The organism is Paenibacillus sp. FSL R7-0189 (assembly GCF_037969925.1).
Lineage (GTDB): Bacteria > Bacillota > Bacilli > Paenibacillales > Paenibacillaceae > Paenibacillus_AQ > Paenibacillus_AQ odorifer.
The window spans coordinates 1,804,174-1,821,238 of record NZ_CP150223.1 but is presented as its reverse complement, the minus strand read 5'-3'; the positions used below and the strand labels follow the sequence as shown (position 1 = coordinate 1,821,238).

Annotated in this window: 16 protein-coding genes and 2 riboswitches; of the genes, 12 read left to right on the top strand and 4 right to left on the bottom strand. The window is 45.8% G+C overall.

What is annotated here, in order from left to right:
* Nucleotides 1–27: 27 nt before the first annotated feature.
* Nucleotides 28–549, bottom strand: a complete 522-nt coding sequence (locus MKY63_RS07775; RefSeq protein ID WP_052096743.1) for a hypothetical protein — start codon at nucleotides 547–549, stop codon at nucleotides 28–30.
* Between the two features lie 14 nt (nucleotides 550–563).
* The gene (locus tag MKY63_RS07770; protein ID WP_036676704.1) at nucleotides 564–1,118 is read right to left on the bottom strand and encodes a hypothetical protein; all 555 of its coding nucleotides are present in this window, start codon (nucleotides 1,116–1,118) and stop codon (nucleotides 564–566) included.
* Nucleotides 1,119–1,186: 68 nt separating this feature from the next.
* A riboswitch (cyclic di-AMP (ydaO/yuaA leader) is annotated at nucleotides 1,187–1,351 on the bottom strand.
* A 419-nt stretch (nucleotides 1,352–1,770) separates the two neighbouring features.
* Nucleotides 1,771–1,960: riboswitch (cyclic di-AMP (ydaO/yuaA leader) on the top strand.
* Nucleotides 1,961–2,212: 252 nt separating this feature from the next.
* Here MKY63_RS07770 and MKY63_RS07765 point away from each other — a divergent pair.
* The 5 genes from MKY63_RS07765 to MKY63_RS07745 all read left to right on the top strand — a co-directional run bounded on the left by MKY63_RS07765 (nucleotide 2,213) and on the right by MKY63_RS07745 (nucleotide 9,665).
* Nucleotides 2,213–2,629 (top strand): hypothetical protein, encoded by a 417-nt coding sequence (locus MKY63_RS07765; RefSeq protein ID WP_036676842.1) that lies wholly within the window; start codon nucleotides 2,213–2,215, stop codon nucleotides 2,627–2,629.
* Nucleotides 2,630–2,845: 216 nt separating this feature from the next.
* Entirely contained in the window at nucleotides 2,846–4,522 is a 1,677-nt protein-coding gene (gene kdpA / locus MKY63_RS07760; RefSeq protein ID WP_036676707.1) for a potassium-transporting ATPase subunit KdpA, read from the top strand.
* Nucleotides 4,523–4,538: 16 nt separating this feature from the next.
* Nucleotides 4,539–6,572, top strand: a complete 2,034-nt coding sequence (gene kdpB, locus MKY63_RS07755; protein ID WP_339812347.1) for a potassium-transporting ATPase subunit KdpB — start codon at nucleotides 4,539–4,541, stop codon at nucleotides 6,570–6,572.
* A 55-nt stretch (nucleotides 6,573–6,627) separates the two neighbouring features.
* Complete coding sequence (gene kdpC / locus MKY63_RS07750) at nucleotides 6,628–7,236, top strand: potassium-transporting ATPase subunit KdpC (RefSeq protein WP_051490939.1); 609 nt, start codon at nucleotides 6,628–6,630, stop codon at nucleotides 7,234–7,236.
* Between the two features lie 104 nt (nucleotides 7,237–7,340).
* Nucleotides 7,341–9,665: a histidine kinase gene (locus tag MKY63_RS07745; protein WP_036676712.1), complete on the top strand. Its 2,325-nt coding sequence runs from the start codon at nucleotides 7,341–7,343 to the stop codon at nucleotides 9,663–9,665.
* A gap of 100 nt (nucleotides 9,666–9,765) precedes the next feature.
* On the opposite strand, the gene MKY63_RS07740 is transcribed toward MKY63_RS07745, so the two are convergent.
* Together MKY63_RS07740 and ytxJ are read right to left on the bottom strand one after the other, a co-directional pair.
* The gene (locus tag MKY63_RS07740; protein ID WP_036676715.1) at nucleotides 9,766–10,005 is read right to left on the bottom strand and encodes a glutaredoxin family protein; all 240 of its coding nucleotides are present in this window, start codon (nucleotides 10,003–10,005) and stop codon (nucleotides 9,766–9,768) included.
* Entirely contained in the window at nucleotides 10,002–10,328 is a 327-nt protein-coding gene (gene ytxJ, locus MKY63_RS07735; RefSeq protein ID WP_038568551.1) for a bacillithiol system redox-active protein YtxJ, read from the bottom strand. The genes MKY63_RS07740 and ytxJ overlap by 4 nt, the downstream gene beginning before the upstream one ends.
* A gap of 228 nt (nucleotides 10,329–10,556) precedes the next feature.
* On the opposite strand from ytxJ, the gene MKY63_RS07730 reads away from it, so the two are divergent.
* From MKY63_RS07730 to MKY63_RS07700, 7 genes are all read left to right on the top strand, one after another.
* On the top strand, nucleotides 10,557–11,279 hold the full coding sequence (locus tag MKY63_RS07730; RefSeq protein WP_036676722.1) for an SDR family NAD(P)-dependent oxidoreductase: 723 nt from the start codon (nucleotides 10,557–10,559) through the stop codon (nucleotides 11,277–11,279).
* Between the two features lie 49 nt (nucleotides 11,280–11,328).
* Nucleotides 11,329–11,964 carry a ThuA domain-containing protein gene (locus MKY63_RS07725; RefSeq protein WP_076101367.1) on the top strand — a complete coding sequence of 212 codons (636 nt, stop codon included), beginning with the start codon at nucleotides 11,329–11,331 and terminating at the stop codon, nucleotides 11,962–11,964.
* A 144-nt stretch (nucleotides 11,965–12,108) separates the two neighbouring features.
* On the top strand, nucleotides 12,109–12,501 hold the full coding sequence (locus MKY63_RS07720) for a MerR family transcriptional regulator (RefSeq protein WP_036676727.1): 393 nt from the start codon (nucleotides 12,109–12,111) through the stop codon (nucleotides 12,499–12,501).
* Between the two features lie 38 nt (nucleotides 12,502–12,539).
* Nucleotides 12,540–12,866, top strand: a complete 327-nt coding sequence (locus tag MKY63_RS07715; RefSeq protein WP_036676728.1) for a thioredoxin domain-containing protein — start codon at nucleotides 12,540–12,542, stop codon at nucleotides 12,864–12,866.
* A gap of 111 nt (nucleotides 12,867–12,977) precedes the next feature.
* Nucleotides 12,978–14,723 (top strand): spore germination protein, encoded by a 1,746-nt coding sequence (locus MKY63_RS07710; protein ID WP_076101368.1) that lies wholly within the window; start codon nucleotides 12,978–12,980, stop codon nucleotides 14,721–14,723.
* 27 nt (nucleotides 14,724–14,750) lie between these two features.
* Nucleotides 14,751–15,842, top strand: coding sequence for a GerAB/ArcD/ProY family transporter (locus tag MKY63_RS07705; protein WP_036676848.1), 1,092 nt, complete (start codon nucleotides 14,751–14,753; stop codon nucleotides 15,840–15,842).
* Nucleotides 15,839–17,050, top strand: coding sequence for a Ger(x)C family spore germination protein (locus MKY63_RS07700; RefSeq protein WP_036676729.1), 1,212 nt, complete (start codon nucleotides 15,839–15,841; stop codon nucleotides 17,048–17,050). Before MKY63_RS07705 ends, MKY63_RS07700 begins: the two co-directional genes overlap by 4 nt.
* The last annotated feature ends 15 nt before the right edge of the window (nucleotides 17,051–17,065 follow it).

Below are 17,065 nucleotides of genomic sequence, written 5' to 3'. Positions count from 1 at the left end.
CTTTCAGAATGAGAGATTTGCTTGAATCTATAATATAGAAAAGTAAGAGATGGATTTATTGATAAGATCGGCGGTGTCTGGTTCCGGGCAACTGTGTTTCTGCTGGGAGGCAGTGGAAAAAGCTTTGGAAGGTTTGTAGTAGAGCCGTTCACTTCTGGAATTGCTCCCCCCAGCTGCAACACTGTACAGACGCCCTTGCTGAATATGCCCAGCCAAGGATTTACCCTGGAGCTTGGCCTTTAAATCCTGCAAAGCACCCTGAACTAGCTCAAGCTTAACCTGCTCCCAATCTGAACCTTCGCGGCGGACCTTATCCAGCGCTTCCTCAAGACGGCAATGACAGATAGCCCGTAAAAAAGAACTCCATTTAATGAGATCGAAATTTTTGGTGTTGGCAGAGATTAGACAAGCCCCCCAACTGCAACCTCCCTTACAGGTGAGCTTCAGAATACCATAACGGCAGCCTTCAGCCCCTTCCATTCCATAGTGAATAGGCTCGGGTTCATCCAATACAAATACTTCAATGCGGGATAGTCTGCGCTGGTCCATAGTAGGGTTCCTCCTTAGATTTCCAAAAGCTTTAAGTCTACATGATGAGTGACACTAGCCTTTTCTACACAAGCGAGCATTTCCATTTTATTCTCACAGACTGCGGTATGCTCTAGCCATAGTCGGAACTTCTCTTTCCGTATAACAGATAGATGTAAGGGAAAGGTGCTGCGGGATCTCAAGACATACCAACCGGCGCTTACATCTTTCCAAGGCTCCTTGAAGGCTGTAAACCACGGGAGTTTTTGATGCGATGACCAATCCTGCTGCTGTTGTTGTTCTCGAATTTTTTTATATATTTCATATACAATCTTAGAGTCTAAACAGTCTTTACAAGAAGAAGGTGTACTGAATTGGCGAAGGGCTTGGATCTGGTTCTGGCCAAATGCATAACCTACAATGTACCTGTGATTATTTTCTTCGAACCACAAGGCCCCGAAACAAACGTAATTTAGACTTATCGGCTCAAGCAGCCCTTGATGTATCCCTAAATAATAGTGCTTCAAAACATTCACCCCATCCAGCGTGCTATCACCTAATAGGCTCAGGTAACGCAAAAACCGCAGCAAGAGGAGGACCTCTGCTGCGGTTTTGGATTACAGGCAGATATACCTGGGCCAAAGCGTGGCGGATCAAGGGTCTCTCTCTTTACGCTTACGAGGTTAGCTGTCGGATTCGGACGGTGAGAGTCGCCCTACCTATTGAGACTTACGCAGTCTCCTTTGGATTCACCCCAAGTAGGCCAGGTGGCCTGATGGTTCCCCCGTTCCCTGCGAATGCAGGAACTCAGCGTTGATTGTTTTTCATGAATTAGATTCAACCCGAATCATACTCTTTTCAAGATTTTCTGTAAAAAACGGAAAATGTTCTTTTAGAGCGATTTTAACCATATCCTGCCGACTACGACTGAAAAACGAGGTAAATAGGTATTTATGGCGTGTTATCGCGCCTCTTTCTCGCTCAACCTCTGCTTCTTGCGTTTCAACCTATAAAGGGAATTTGCAGTATTTTCACCCTAAAAAGGTGAATAAAATCACATGGGTTATAGATAGCGATTAAACGCTCGAAACTCGAGTAAACAAGAGATATAGAGAGATTAGATATCAAGTAAGCGCTATCTAATGGGAAAATAGTTTTTAATTTGCATTATTTTGGCATCATTCAGGTTTTACAAGTCTTCGTGCATAAGAGTATGATTACTCCTGTTTCAACGACAATCGAATATTTGATCCGCTTAATTTCCGATAAGGAAAGCGGGGGAACCAACAATCGGCAGCCGATGTGAGAGTCGGAAGCTGATTATGGGGTGAATCCTGTAGAGGGTGCGAGTGAGTTCGCATCTATACAGGTAGGGCGACTCTCACCGCCCGAATCCGACAGCTAACCTCGTAAGCGTATGGAGAGAGGATGAGTGCAATGTGACCGCTAGCGAGCCACAGAGGAGATCCTTTGTGGCTTTTTGCTGTGCTCTTAGAAGCAAAGCATTTATGGAGGCCTCCCCCAAGAGGTCGCTAAATTCATCATTAGCGGTATTTGTAAGGCAGCGTCTAATGACGTGACACAACCGAGCTTTAGGTTGTGCCCGAAAATGACGATAGGTCAACATCCTTTCGGAGATTTTCGTTGCCTCCTTGTTGTAAATGAGCAGGAGGAGAAAAAAGAGATGACGGATCAGAATGAATATGTGCTTGTATGTGCGCCTACAAAGGCGGGAGAACATTTCATTAAACTTCTGAAGTTCAGGGGTATTAAGATGGCGGGATTAACCAACAATCTGGCTGAGAAGGCTTTACTAGAGGAGCTCGGAATCGAGCAGGTTATTCTAGTGGATACCCGCCATCAGAGCACTTGGTTTCGCCCATCGTTCCCGGTAGGCAGGGTATATCTGTTTGAGAGCAGCTTTCCGCTTTGCTGCCGCTATATTCAGATGTGCCGTACCTGGACGACACAGCCAATTTTTGTGATTACAAGTTCTATAAATCCTAGATTGGTCTATAAAAGACTTGGTGCGAGCTATGTAATCTATTCCCATAGTGGTGATGCTGATTTTCTAATCGATAGATCACCTCATCAAGGATAATGGAAGGAGTGCGGAAGATATGATGGATCTGTATATGGTGGCTTCGTTAGCTGTAATTTACGGGTTATTTTATGGCTTTATGCGCTGGTGCGCAGGTGTAGTTGAGGATACGGGGAGGGATAAGCTGTGATTCTAGTAATCGCTGTTACCCTACTGTTGTTTATATATCTGGTTTACGCGTTGATTCATCCTGAGAAATTTTAAGGAGGGGCATTCATGGGCATTTTGCAAATAGTCGTCGTAATTGTAATTCTCATCTTGTTGGTCAAGCCGATGGGGACGTATTTATATCATGTATTTTCTAACGAACCGAATCGTACGGATCGCTGGTTTGCAGGCACAGAGAAAGGTATTTATAAGCTGATCGGCCTGAAAAAACGGGACGGAATGTCCTGGAAGAAGTATGCACTCAGCTTTGTTTTAACTAATATCGTACTGGTTGCTTTCAGTTATATTTTTCTAAGATTACAGCGGGGATTGCCGCTGAACCCGAATGGAATTGCCGATATGGAACAGACGCTTTCATTTAATACGGTGATCAGCTTTATGACCAATACGAACCTGCAGCATTATAGCGGGGAGACGGGACTATCGTATTTTTCACAAATGGCAGTCATCACGATGATGATGTTCACGTCTGCAGCGAGCGGATTTTCTGTTGCGGTTGCTTTTGTCAGAGGGATTACAGGACAGAAATCAGTCGGGAATTTTTTTGAGGACTTCGTAAAAGCACATATTCGTGTATTCATTCCATTAGCTCTGCTAGTTTCATTGGTGCTGGTAGGATTGCATGTGCCACAAACGCTCAAGCCATCGCTTGAGGTCACTACACTCGAAGGGCAGACGCAACAAATCGCTATCGGTCCAGTCGCTTCTTTGGAGTCAATTAAACACTTAGGTACGAATGGTGGCGGCTTCTTCGGAGCCAATTCAGCGCATCCTTTTGAGAACCCTAATCCACTTACGAACGTTCTGGAGATTCTCTCTATGTGGATGTTGCCAGCCTCTTTGCCATATATGTACGGGTTGTTCGCTAAGAACAAACGTCAGGGCTGGGTGATTTTCACAGCAATGATGACCTTGTTCGTTCTGCTGCTGGGGCTGAATTATTATGCGGAAACTAAAGGGAATCCCGCTATTAATGCGCTGGGGATCGAGTCTTCGCAAGGCAGCATGGAAGGTAAAGAGGTACGTTTTGGGATCCCGCAATCTTCGCTGTTCACTTCGGTAACAACGGCAGCTACGACAGGTAGTGTTAACAATATGCATGATACGCTGACACCGCTGGGTGGCATTACCCCTCTGGCCCTAATGATGCTCAATAACGTCTTCGGGGGAAAAGGTGTAGGACTAATCAATATGCTGATGTATGCCATCATGGGCGTCTTCTTATGTGGACTAATGGTTGGCAGAACACCAGAGTTTCTCGGGCGAAAGATAGAAGCCAAGGAGATGAAGCTGATTGCGATTGCTATCCTTGTGCATCCGTTCATTATCCTTGTACCAACAGCAGGTGCGTTCTTAACGGGCTTGGGCAACGGTTCCATTACGAATCCCGGATTCCATGGACTTAGCCAAGTGTTATATGAATATGTCTCTTCTGCCGCGAACAATGGTTCAGGATTTGAAGGGCTTGCGGACAATACCACCTTTTGGAATGTTACAACCGGGATCGTAATGCTGCTTGGCCGTTATGTCTCTATAATCGCAATGCTGGCAGTTGCAGGTTCACTGATCCAGAAGAAGCCGGTTCCTGAGACGATTGGCACATTCCGCACAGACAATGGTCTGTTCACCGGAATTCTGATTGGTACGGTAGTGATTATCGGTGCGCTGACGTTTCTGCCGGTCATTGTGCTCGGCCCGATTGCAGAATATTTGACCTTACGGTAGGAAGAGGGAGAACAAGATGAGTACTGTAAAAAGAAAAAAGCTGCTGACGGGACCCATACTCCTAAGCGCTGTAAAGGATAGCTTTATTAAGCTTAACCCGGTGACGTTAATCAAAAATCCGGTCATGTTCGTAGTCGAAATCGGCACGATTATTGTATTGCTTATGGTACTGGCCCCCGGATATTTTAATGCAGAGAAATCGGTAGGCTTCAATATCACGGTGTTGTTCATTCTGTTATTCACAGTGCTGTTTGCCAACTTCGCTGAAGCGCTGGCTGAAGGCCGCGGGAAGGCCCAGGCGGATTCGCTTAAGAAAACGAAACAGGATATCACAGCTAATAAGCTCGTTGGAGGGTCTGTGAAGACCGTTTCTTCCTCCGAGCTGCGGAAAGGAGATATCGTGATCGTCAGTCAGGGAGAACTTATCCCTGGCGATGGTGAAGTGATTGAAGGGCTGGCCTCCGTAGATGAATCGGCAATTACAGGTGAATCTGCACCTGTTATTAAGGAAGCCGGCGGAGATTTCGGCTCAGTCACAGGCGGCACCCGGGTAGTTAGTGATGAGATTAAAGTCAAAATTACCAGTGATCCCGGTGAGTCATTCTTGGATCGGATGATCTCCCTCGTTGAAGGGGCGAAACGTCAAAAGACACCCAATGAAATTGCACTAAATACACTCTTGATCAGTCTGACGTTGATTTTCCTGATTGTAGTAGTGACCTTGCGGCCAATTGCGACTTATCTGGGTGTTGATCTAGATATTCCTGTTATGATCGCCCTGTTGGTCTGTCTGATCCCGACCACAATCGGGGGACTGCTCTCCGCTATCGGGATAGCAGGGATGGACCGCGTCACACAGTTTAATGTCCTTGCTATGTCAGGGAAGGCCGTTGAAGCTGCCGGCGACATTAATACAATGATTCTAGATAAGACCGGTACGATTACTTTCGGAAACCGGATGGCGAGTGATTTTGTGCCAGTTGGAGATGAAACGGAAGCTGAGCTTACGGCTTGGGCAGCTATTAGTTCGCTAAAGGATGAGACTCCGGAAGGACGTTCTGTTATTGAGCTGGCTAAGAAGCTGGAACGCAGCTATGACAGCAAACTTGCTGAAGGCGGAGAGTTCGTAGAGTTTAAGGCTGAGACCCGGATGAGTGGTATAGATCTGCGGGATGGACGATCTGTTCGTAAAGGGGCAGTCGATTCCGTGAAGAAATGGGTACAGTCGAAGGGCGGAGTCATTCCCGCGAACCTCGACAGTAATTCCGATGCTATCGCTCGAATGGGGGGGACCCCGCTTGCTGTTGCGGTAGACAACCGGATTTATGGACTTATTTACTTAAAGGATACAGTTAAGCCAGGCATGAAAGAGCGGTTCGATGAGCTGCGAAAAATGGGAATCAAGACTATCATGTGTACAGGGGACAATCCGCTGACCGCAGCTACTATTGCCCGTGAAGCAGGGGTAGATGATTTTATTGCAGAGAGTACACCTGAGGATAAAATAGCGGTTATCCGCCGCGAGCAGAACGAAGGCAAGCTGGTGGCAATGACTGGTGATGGAACGAATGACGCACCTGCCCTTGCCCAAGCTGATGTGGGCTTAGCGATGAACAGTGGGACTACAGCCGCTAAGGAAGCAGCAAACATGGTTGATCTGGACTCCGATCCCTCGAAGATCATTGAGGTTGTAGCTATTGGTAAACAGCTACTGATGACACGGGGCGCGTTGACAACGTTCAGTATTGCGAATGATATCGCTAAATATTTCGCAATTATTCCGGCAATGTTCATGCTCGCCATTCCTGAAATGGAAGCTCTGAATGTCATGGGATTGAGTTCACCTAGCTCGGCAATTATATCTGCATTAATATTTAATGCGATTATTATTCCGCTGCTGATCCCATTGGCTATGAAAGGTGTCTCGTATAAAGCGATGAGTTCTACGAAGCTGCTGGGACGTAATATTTTTATCTATGGTCTAGGTGGGGTAGTCGTTCCTTTTGCGGGCATCAAACTTATTGATTTGCTCGTAAGTGTATGGATATAACAACGGATTAACTAATCATTGAAAGGGTGAGAGCATCGTGAATAACAGAAAATCGATTGCGGACGCTGAAGAACAGTTGTCATCATCGAAGGGTGCTAATTTCTTTATTATATTACGGCTATGTCTAGTGTTTGTTGTTCTCTGTGGAGTGATTTATCCTCTGACTACTACAGCGATTGCTCAAGTTCTGATGCCATCGCAAGCGAACGGCAGTCAGCTGAAGAATGACGCTGGAGTAGTAGTGGGTTCAGAACTCATCGGGCAGAGCTTTACGGACCCGGCATTATTCCATGGCCGTGTATCCAGCATTGATTATAAAGCGGAAGCTTCAGGCTCCAACAACTATGGCCCATCCAACCCCGATATGCTGCAGCGGACGAAGGATTCCATCACACAGTGGCAGCTGGATAATCCGGATGTGCCTGTAAACAAGCTGCCGGTTGATTTAGTAACCAACTCAGGTTCAGGTCTTGATCCGCATATCACTCCTGCATCGGCAATTGTGCAGATTCCCCGGATCAGTAATTTGACCGGGATTCCAGCCACGCAGCTGGAAGAGCTAGTGAATAAGCAGACCGAAGGTCGTGATCTAGGGCTGTTTGGTGAAGAACGGGTAAATGTTCTGAAGCTGAATATGGAGCTCCAGAAATTAACGAACAAATAAATATAGCTAATATCCCTGCCCGATTGTTCAAACTGGGTCAGGGATATCTTGCTTTCTGGCATAGAAGAGTGAATGGATGAACGGGTTATTAAGGAGTGGTCTTGATGGGAACATATCGGAGGAAGACGCCGGAGGAACTGCTGCTCTCTATCTATGAGCTGCATCGTGGACGCCTGAAGATCTATATAGGTCCGGTCAGTGGATCAGGCAAGACCTATCAGATGCTGCGTGAGGGGCAGGCGCTGAAAGCACAGGGCATCGATGTTGTAATCTGTGCGGTTTCAACCAACCAGAGTCCAGAAACAAGGGATCAGCTGGGTGACTTGGAACGGATTCCAAGTATTCATTGGTTTCAGAAGGAGATCGAGAAGAAGGATCTGGACGTGGAGGCCATTGTGGCGCGTAATCCAGAGGTTGTACTGACCGATGGATTGGCTCATCATAATCGCGAGGGTGCGGAGAGATCAACTAGGCTGGAGGATATCAAATATTTATTGGGCTGTGGAATTAGTGTCATCACAACTGTAAACGTATACGAGCTGGAGGGCGCAGCAGATCTAGCGCGAAAGTGGACGGGGATTGAGGTGGAGTATTCCTTGCCTGCGGAAGTGCTCACCCTTGCAGATGATATCGTTCTAATTGATGTGACTCCGGAAAAGATACTTCAACGTTTGTCCGAAGGACATTTGGGCAAGAAGCAGCGGACATCGCTTTTTAACAAAGGGAATCTAAGCAAGCTGCGGGAGCTGGCGCTGAGAATGGTAGCGGAGGATGTTAATGGTTCGCTGGAGAAGCATCGGGAGGAGCAAGGGTTGCTTGGAGCTTCGGGGATTGCCGAAAAAGTGTTGGTGTCCGCACAGTATTATTGGAATGGCTCGATTCATATCCGCCGTGGACAGCAAATCGCTAAACGGTTAAACGGAGATCTGGCGGTGGTATCCTTCTGGAAGCAGGGCCTGACGCCCTCTAAGGAAGCAGCAACCTTCAAGCGATCCCTATGGAAGCTGACTGAGAAGATTGGGGCCTCGATGGAGGAGATTTCTTTTCGCTCGAAGAGGGAGATTCCGGGACTTCTAGTGAAATACGCCATCCAGCATAATATTACCCGTATCGTTATGGGACACTCCAAGCAAACGGCGTGGCAGGAGCTGTGGAAGGGTTCGATTGCTAACTCATTGTTAAAACAAATCCGCGGAGTAGATGTGTTTTTCGTGGCTGATCGTGCTGAGCGTGAGGGAGAACGCGTTCTTCCTACCCGGCAGAGCCGAAATGAGCGGAAAGCCGATGCCTATCACAGATTAAGCAGTCAGGAAGTAAAGGATAAAATCGATGCCATTCGTGGGGGCACATTTAAAGTGTACATTGGTGCTGCTCCCGGAGTGGGCAAGACTTATAAGATGCTGCGAGAAGGAAATGATCTCCTAAAGAGAGGGATCGATGTTGTTATTGGACTACTAGAAACGCATGGACGTAAAGAAACCCTTGAACAGATCGGTGATCTGGAGATCCTTCCGCGACTGAGTATTGACTATCGGGGGACTGTCCTTGAGGAAATGGATACGGCAGCTATCATTAAGCGTAATCCGGAGGTCGTACTGGTAGATGAACTGGCACATACCAATATGCCGGGCAGCAAACATAAGAAGCGGTATATGGATGTTATGGAGTTATTGGATGCAGGGATCTCTGTAATCTCCACAGTGAATGTTCAGCACTTAGAAAGCTTGAATGATGCTGTAGAACAAATTACCGGAGTTAGAGTTAGAGAGACTTTCCCAGACAGCATTCTGCAACGGGCCGACGAGGTTGAACTTATCGATGTATCTCCTAAAACACTGCAAGAGCGGATGAAGGATGGGAAAATATATGCGATGACCAAAGTGGATCAGGCGCTGGGGGCTTTTTTCAAAATCGGCAATCTAATCGCCCTCCGTGAACTGGCGCTGCGGGAAATTGCTGATGATGTGGATGAACGTCTGGAGGCCTGGGAACGTGTCGGGTCGCTGCGGGGACCTTGGCGGCGGCAGGAAGTGATCTATGTGTGCATCACCTTAGGAGATCATGCGGAACGTCTGATTCGGCGAGGTTTTCGGATTGCCTATCGTCTAAAAGCTTGCTGGTATGTTACGTACGTACAGGAATATAAGCAGAGCGGGCCTTCTTACGATAAACGAATTAATGATTTGAAAGAATTGACGGAACGACTGGGTGGAACGTTTAAGATGATTCCTAACGTGCTCCCGGCACGAGTGTCTTCCTTGCTGCTTGAAAGGTCTCAAGCCTTACAGAGCACACAGATTATTATCGGCCAATCTCAACGCTCCTGGGTACGTAAATGGCTGCGTGGGGATGTCACTAAGCAGATTCTGCGTTCGGCCAGAAATGTAGATGTACTGGTCGTGGCAAATCTTATGCGTGAGGAACCTTAAGCTTTAGAACAATGAAAAAAGGGGATTCCTAGCCAAGTGGCTGTTGGAATACCCTTTTTTGGTATGCATATATCAAGTGCTAAATAATTAACCGGATGAATTACTGGGCCGCTTCGATGAGTGCTTTCAGCTCGGGAAGATTGAATCCTTTGGTGGCATGATCCCCTGCTACAGTAACAGGAACACCCATGAAACCAAGCTTTTCGACTTCCTCTTGATAGACTGTGCTAGTCATAACATCTCTTACTTCAAAAGGGATACCTTGCTCCGTAAGATATTGTTTGACCAGATTACAATCGCTGCAGCCTGCTGTTGAATAAACAATCACTTGCTGGCTCATTGGTTCACAGCCTCTTTGATAGCATCTCTTGTGATCTTCCAGTGGGAAGTGTTCCAGCGAACCTCATTATCCTCAAGCAGGAAGAGCTGTGGAGATTCATGCTTAATCCCGAAATCCTCGGCAATTTGATTGGAAACTGGACGATCCTCGATGACTAGAACTACTGCTGCTGCAGTATCCGCATCCTTTAGATAAGCCTGGAATTCTTCATTAGCTTTGGCGCTAATCGGGCAGGTAGTGCTGTGTTTGAACAGCAGTTTTTTGCCAGGTTTAGCCACATACTGCTTAAGATCTTCCAATGTATGAAGTTGTTGAATAGACATAGATATCACCCTCCTGGGATCGTTATTTTACTAACCATTGTGTTGTTAACAACCTGTAATCATGATTGTAACATATATTAAATTTAAAACAAAAAGGATTCTGGAGCAGCTAATCCAAGGATGACCAAACCCTCATTTTAGCGCGTTGAAAAAAAGGGGACGGCATGCTAAGGTGAAAGCAAGACAACTTGCTTCAATAATCCTTACTAGGTAGGAGTGTTGATAAGAATGAACAGAGTCGCATGTGTGACTGGAGCTGATCGGGGTCTTGGATTGTCTCTTGTACACTCTCTTTTAGAGAAACAGTTCTCAGTATTTGCTGGACAATACATGAGAGACGCAGATGAATTGAAAGCGCTTCAAGAAGAGTATCCGGAACAGCTGGAACTTATTCCACTCGATATTGGTAGTAAGGATAGTGTAAAGCAGGCAGCAAGGGCTATCGCCAGCAGAACTGGGCATGTTGATATTCTTATTAATAATGCCGGAATTATTCATTCCGCAGATGATGCTACGATGCTGGTGGATATGGATGATGAGGGCATGGCAGAGATTTATAATGTGAATACGCTAGGCGCGTTGAGAGTCAGCAATGCACTTATGGGTCTATTATTGCAAAGTAAGGATAAATTAATTGTTAATATTTCTTCGGAAGCGGGCAGCATTGGCAGAAATAAGCGTATTAATATGTACGGCTACTGCATGTCTAAAGCGGCACTGAATATGCAGTCCTCCCTGATGCACAATCATCTAAAGACGCTTGGGGGTCAAGTGATGGTGTTTCACCCCGGCTGGATGAAGACTTATATGCATGGCGAAAAAAATGAGCAAGCGGATATTTCACCTGATGTGTCCGCAGATCAGATTATAAGTCAGGTTATGGAGTATAAAAAATATCTAGGGGATGAGCCGGCCTATCTTGATGTGGATGGCAATACATGGCCTTGGTAGAGGGGTTTCCCGTAATCAAAAAAAGTACACGAAGAAAGGCGATGATAGGATGTCTATACTAAAAGCACTGGCACTCGGAAGTTATACGGAGGTTAAATATCATCCATTTGCGGGTGTAGACCGAGAGATTGAGCAGATACTGGCCAATGATCTACAGGTAATCTCCTCGGAAGATTACGGGCTGCTTAATAAAGAAACATTATCTGACTACAAGCTGGTAATCTCCTATACCGAATTCTCCGATGATAAAATACCGGCGGAACAAAGCAGCGCATTGCTCTCCTATGTGGCTAATGGTGGCGGATTACTAGTGGTACATAACGGAATCTCCTTACAGCGTAATCAGGAGCTGGGCGCCATGCTGGGAGCTCATTTCACTCATCATCCAGAATTCACTTCGCTCCAGATGTCCATACCGGCAGGGGAGCATCCCATTATGCAGGGAATCGAAGAATTTGTGATCGATGATGAGCCTTATTATTTTGAGCAGCATCCCTATTTCGAAACAACTGTGCTTATGGAATATCCTCATGATGGGGCAATGAGGCAGGCGGCTTGGTGCCATGAATTTGGTCTAGGCCGGGTTGTTTATTTAATGCCTGGTCATCATTTGCCGTCATTTTCCGTAGAGCCTTTTCGCCAGATGATTCGTAGAGGTGGACTTTGGGCGGCGGGATTATTGTAGGATATAAGCGGATATACCTGTTGTAACATAAAACACGAGTCCAACTGCGGGTTAACTGCGGTTGGATTTTTTTGTTGACTCTAACATTGGTGTCAGGGTTTATACTGGTGTAGAACAATTCTCATGAACCCCGGGGAGAATGCTATGAAAATAGGTGAGCTTGCTAAACTGACGGGCGTAAGCGTCCGTTCACTTCGTTACTATGAGAGTCAGGGATTAATCTCGCCGATCCGTCAGGCCAACGGATATCGGGAGTACTCTTTACTTGCTGTAGAGACGGTAGAAACGATTAAACTATATTTGAACCTGGGTCTGTCGACAGAGCAGATCGCGGGCTTTCTACATTGTGTGTTGAAGAACAAAGAAGCCTTCTGCGCAGAAGTGATGCCACTATACCGCAGTAAACTGGAGGATATTGAACGTCAGCTTGTAGAGCTAAATCAGATCAAGAGGAATTTGGAAGAACGAATGGCATCTATCTTGCAGGAGCAGGATGAGAGCAAGTTGGGCGCGTGTACACTGGAGAACTTGGAATAGGTACTGCTGGTGCTGGAAAATATGAGGAGGAATGGCAAATGTCAATTATAAATGCCGATAGCGCGGATTGGGTGCGGGCAGAAATACGTGGTGGAGGAACCGTGCTGGTGGATTATGGTGCGCCATGGTGCCCCCCTTGTAAGGTGCTGTTGCCTCTTCTGGAAGATCTTCACCAGGAATATGGAGACGATGTTTCTATTGTAAAGGTGAATTGTGATGAACTTCCGGATCTTGCTGGGGAAGCTGGTGTTATGGGGATGCCTACTGTCATTGTATATAAAGAGGGACAGCCTATAGAAAAGCTGGTCGGTCTGCGTCCGAAAGCAGCCTACCAAGGCATACTGAACAAGGTTCTCCAAGCATAAGGCAATAAATATAAAGATGAAATTAGGGAGACTCCATATTGTGGGGTCTTCTTTTTGTGCATGAATTAACCATCTTCGGTAAAAAATACGAACACAGCTATAAAGGAGGTGATGAGGGTGTGGGGTAGTATTTTAGAGCTAATTCCTAAATGGAGCGTAATTTTCCAAGGTTTTATGATCTTTTTCGTTCCGTTTATTCTAATTCGTACGACGAGTTGGGCTAGGGCAAAGGAAGATACGATAAGTACTAGAGCAAAAAAAGCTGCCGGCAGCATAGGCGGGGGTGTTCCTTACGGAGAAACATCTATAGGTACTAGCGGCACGAAAAAGGTTGCTAAGCCAGATGGATCGGCTGATCTAAGTGAAGGTCCTACAGGAGCAAGCTATAGCGGTCAATTTCGGGAGGATTTGCAACGATTTAAAGAGATGAGCACAGATATGCATGATGTGAGTTTTCGGGAGTTGCGTATCGGAGGTATAAAGCTGCAAGCGGCCCTTATATTTGTAGATGGATTGACGGATAAAGATAAAATGGATCGGAATATTCTGAAGCCTTTAATGGATGCTTATCAGGTCTTTAAGGATCCCCATACGATACCGGAAGCAAAGGATCTAAAAGATATTCTCATTCATGAAATTGTGCTTATTTCGGAAGTTGAGTTTACGGATAATGTGAAGCTCTCGCTTCAAAAGGTGTTGTTCGGCTCTGTAGTGCTGCTAGTGGAAGGGATACCGGAGGCTATTGTGCTCAGCACCCCGAAGGGGAACACAAGAGGGATAGAGGAGCCTGAATCAGAGGCAGTCTTGCGGGGATCACGAAGCGGATTTAATGAGACGTTAAGTGACAACACAGCATTACTGCGCAGGCACGGGCAAAGCACAGAGCTAGCGATGATTTCGTTTACTGTAGGAAAGAGAATGAAGAAGGATTTGGTTCTAACTTATATCAAAGATATCGCGAATGATGAACTTGTCGAAGAAGTCAAACGAAGAATTAGGACGATTGATATAGATGATGTGCAAGAATCTGGTTATGTGGAGCAATTAATCGAAGATAATAGCTTCACGCCATTCCAGCAGATTCAGAATACGGAAAGACCTGACCGCGTAATGGCAGCGCTACTGGAAGGGAGAGTAGCTATTTTACTGGATGGCACTCCCTTTGCCCTGATCATGCCAGTTTCCTTCGGGATGCTGCTGCAATCACCTGAGGATTATTACGATCGGTGGATGGTGGGTTCGTTGGTGCGCTTACTGCGTTTTCTCGCGGCATTGATATCAATGTTTGCACCGGCACTATATATTTCCTTCCTCTCCTTTCAGCCAGGATTGATTCCAACAAAGTTGGCTATTTCAATCATCAGCTCCCGCCAAGGTGTACCTTTTTCGGTATTAATCGAAGCATTGATTATGGAGACCTCCATCGAAATATTACGGGAGGCTGGACTCCGGCTGCCTAAACCTATCGGTCCTGCAATGGGGATTGTTGGCGGTCTAATCATCGGTCAAGCCGCGGTAGAAGCCGGAATTGTGAGTCCAATTCTAGTCATCGTTGTTTCAGTTACAGCAATTTCTTCCTTCACCATCCCTATGTATAGTGCTGGAATGACACTTCGCACGCTCCGTTTTGTAGCTATGTTTTCTGCAGCAGTCTTTGGATTATATGGAGTTGTGTTATTTTTCCTTTTCCTGAGTGCCCATTTAATCAAGCTAAGAAGCTTTGGCATGCCCTATCTTGGCATGTTCATACCGTATAAGATTAAGGATTGGAAAGATTTTATATTCCGTATGCCACTGCAATTTCTAACAGGCCGCCCTACGCTGTTGAAGCCGAAGGACCCCCGACGCAAAGGGTGAGGGGTCTAGGTAAAGGAGGAAGAAATTATGAGTACCGAGGTTAAGGACCGAATTACTGCTGTTCAAGCAACGATCATATTAGCCAATTATACTATTGCGGCAGGGATACTTACACTTCCTCGGACGATTGTAGAGGCTAGTGAGACTCCAGACGTATGGATCTCCGTTTTTTTAGGGGGAGTGATTACCTTTTTTACAGGTTTAATTATAGTGAAGCTTAGTCAACGGTTTCCAGGTCAAACCATCTTTCAATTTAGCGGGAAAATCATTGGCAAGCCACTTGGAGTGATTCTTTCTATATTAGTGATTGTTTATTTTCTGTGCATAGCCAGTTTTGAAGCACGTTCCGTGCAGGAAGTGACCTCTTTTTTTCTGCTGGAGGGAACCCCTCCTTGGGCTATTGTTGCCGTGTTTATTTGGATAGCCTTCTATTTGTGCAGAGGAGGGCTTAATGCCATAACTAGCATGTGTAGGTTGATTGTTCCGATTGCATGGACAGTTTTTGTTGGGGTATGTTTGCTTAGTGTTGAAGTTTTTGATATCGATAATCTGCGGCCTTTTCTTGGAGATGGGTTAGGACCGGTATGGAAGGGCATCAGGCCAACCATTCTGACTTTTACTGCTGGTGAAGCGATGCTGTTCATTGTTGCTTTTATGGATAAGCCACAAAAAGCAGTAAAGGTAATTATTGCTGGATCATGTATATCAACGTTCTTTTATCTTTTAGCCGTTGTAATGACTATTGGTGCGTTTTCTATAGATGGAGTGGTCACAAGAACTTGGCCATTTCTTGATCTAGTGAGAAGCTTTGAGGTGAATTATCTTATTTTTGAGAGGTTTGAATCGCTGCTGCTGGTAATCTGGATTATGCAAATTTTCTGCACCTTCTGCATCACTATTTATGCTGCTGCTTTGGGAGTTTCTCAAATATTTCATAAACGATTTAATAGCTGCTTATTGGCTATACTTCCAGTAGCCTATGTAGTTTCCAGAACGCCTCCAAATGTGAATGCTCTGTTTGCATTAGGGACAGTTGTGGGGAATTGGATGATCGTTTTATTTGGATTAATTCCATTGCCGCTGTTAATCATCGCACATTTCCGGAGGGCGGCTTCATGAAAAAGTGGAGAGTGTCGATTACATTTCTTATATTATGTATTCTGTTGACCGGTTGCTGGAGCAGTACACCTGTTGAGGAGTTGAGTATGGAGATTGGTGTTGCCCTGGACAGTGCGGAGGAGACAGGGGATGAGGAGGCAACTCAGCAAGGAGGTGGGGGGAATCCCATGCCTGCCCAAATAATGAGTACCTATCAGTTTACGATTCCTCAAGGCTCAGGAGGGTCAGGTATGAAGTCTGGGGCTTCCCCATCCTCAACCAGAAATTACTATAACATGAGTGAAGTAAGTGATTCGATGTTTGAAGCATTACGGGCACTTTCACTGCGTACTAGACGTACTCCGATCGGACATCACCTTAAGGTCATTGTGATCGGTGAGAAGCTTGCACGCTCTACTAAGTTTTCTGAGTTAATTGATTTCTTTAGCAGGGATAACGATATTCGTCCCAGTGTTCTACTATATGTCAGCAAGGGAAAAGCCAGAGATGTATTGGAAAATGCGCTGCCGGGCCAAACCCCTTCATTTGTATTAGAGGGGATTTTTGTGAATAGAAGTCGGAGCACGAGGATATGGGAGCCAGTTTCAATAGCTAAAGTAGCGGGTCCTTTGCATGGTAAAAGAAGTTTCATGTTGCAGAATGTAATATCTTTAGAAAAAGAGAAGGAGACAAAGCTGGATGGAGCAGGCGTAATTAAAGGGAAAACGGGAAAACTCGTTGGTTTTTTTGATGCATCGGAGCTGGAAGGAATGGTCTGGCTGACTGGAAAGGGAGAGGGGGGTGCTCTCAAAGCATACGACCCGTCTAACAATAAGCTCATTACCTATGAAATCAAATCCCTGGGTAGCAAGTATAAGGCTATTGTGAAGGATGGGAAGATCTCCTTTCATGTGAAAATAGAATCTACGGGGAGATATGGTGAGGCTTTTGCTAAGAGTGCGAAGAAGTTACATGACGGCATTGTAAAGGAGGATAAAGCAGTGCTAGAGAAGCATGTCGTAGACATGCTTCAGGTCACTGTGAAAAAAATGCAGAAGGAGCTGCATACAGAGGTTGCAGGTTTCGGCAACGCTTTGCGTATTCAACATCCAGCCGTATGGCGGAGCGTAGAGGATAACTGGGATGAAACCTTTAGCGAGATTCCGATTACCTATGAAGTGAAACTGAATATTGAAGAGTATGGTGCATCAGATACATCGGCTGAATAGAAAGGGCTATTTGCA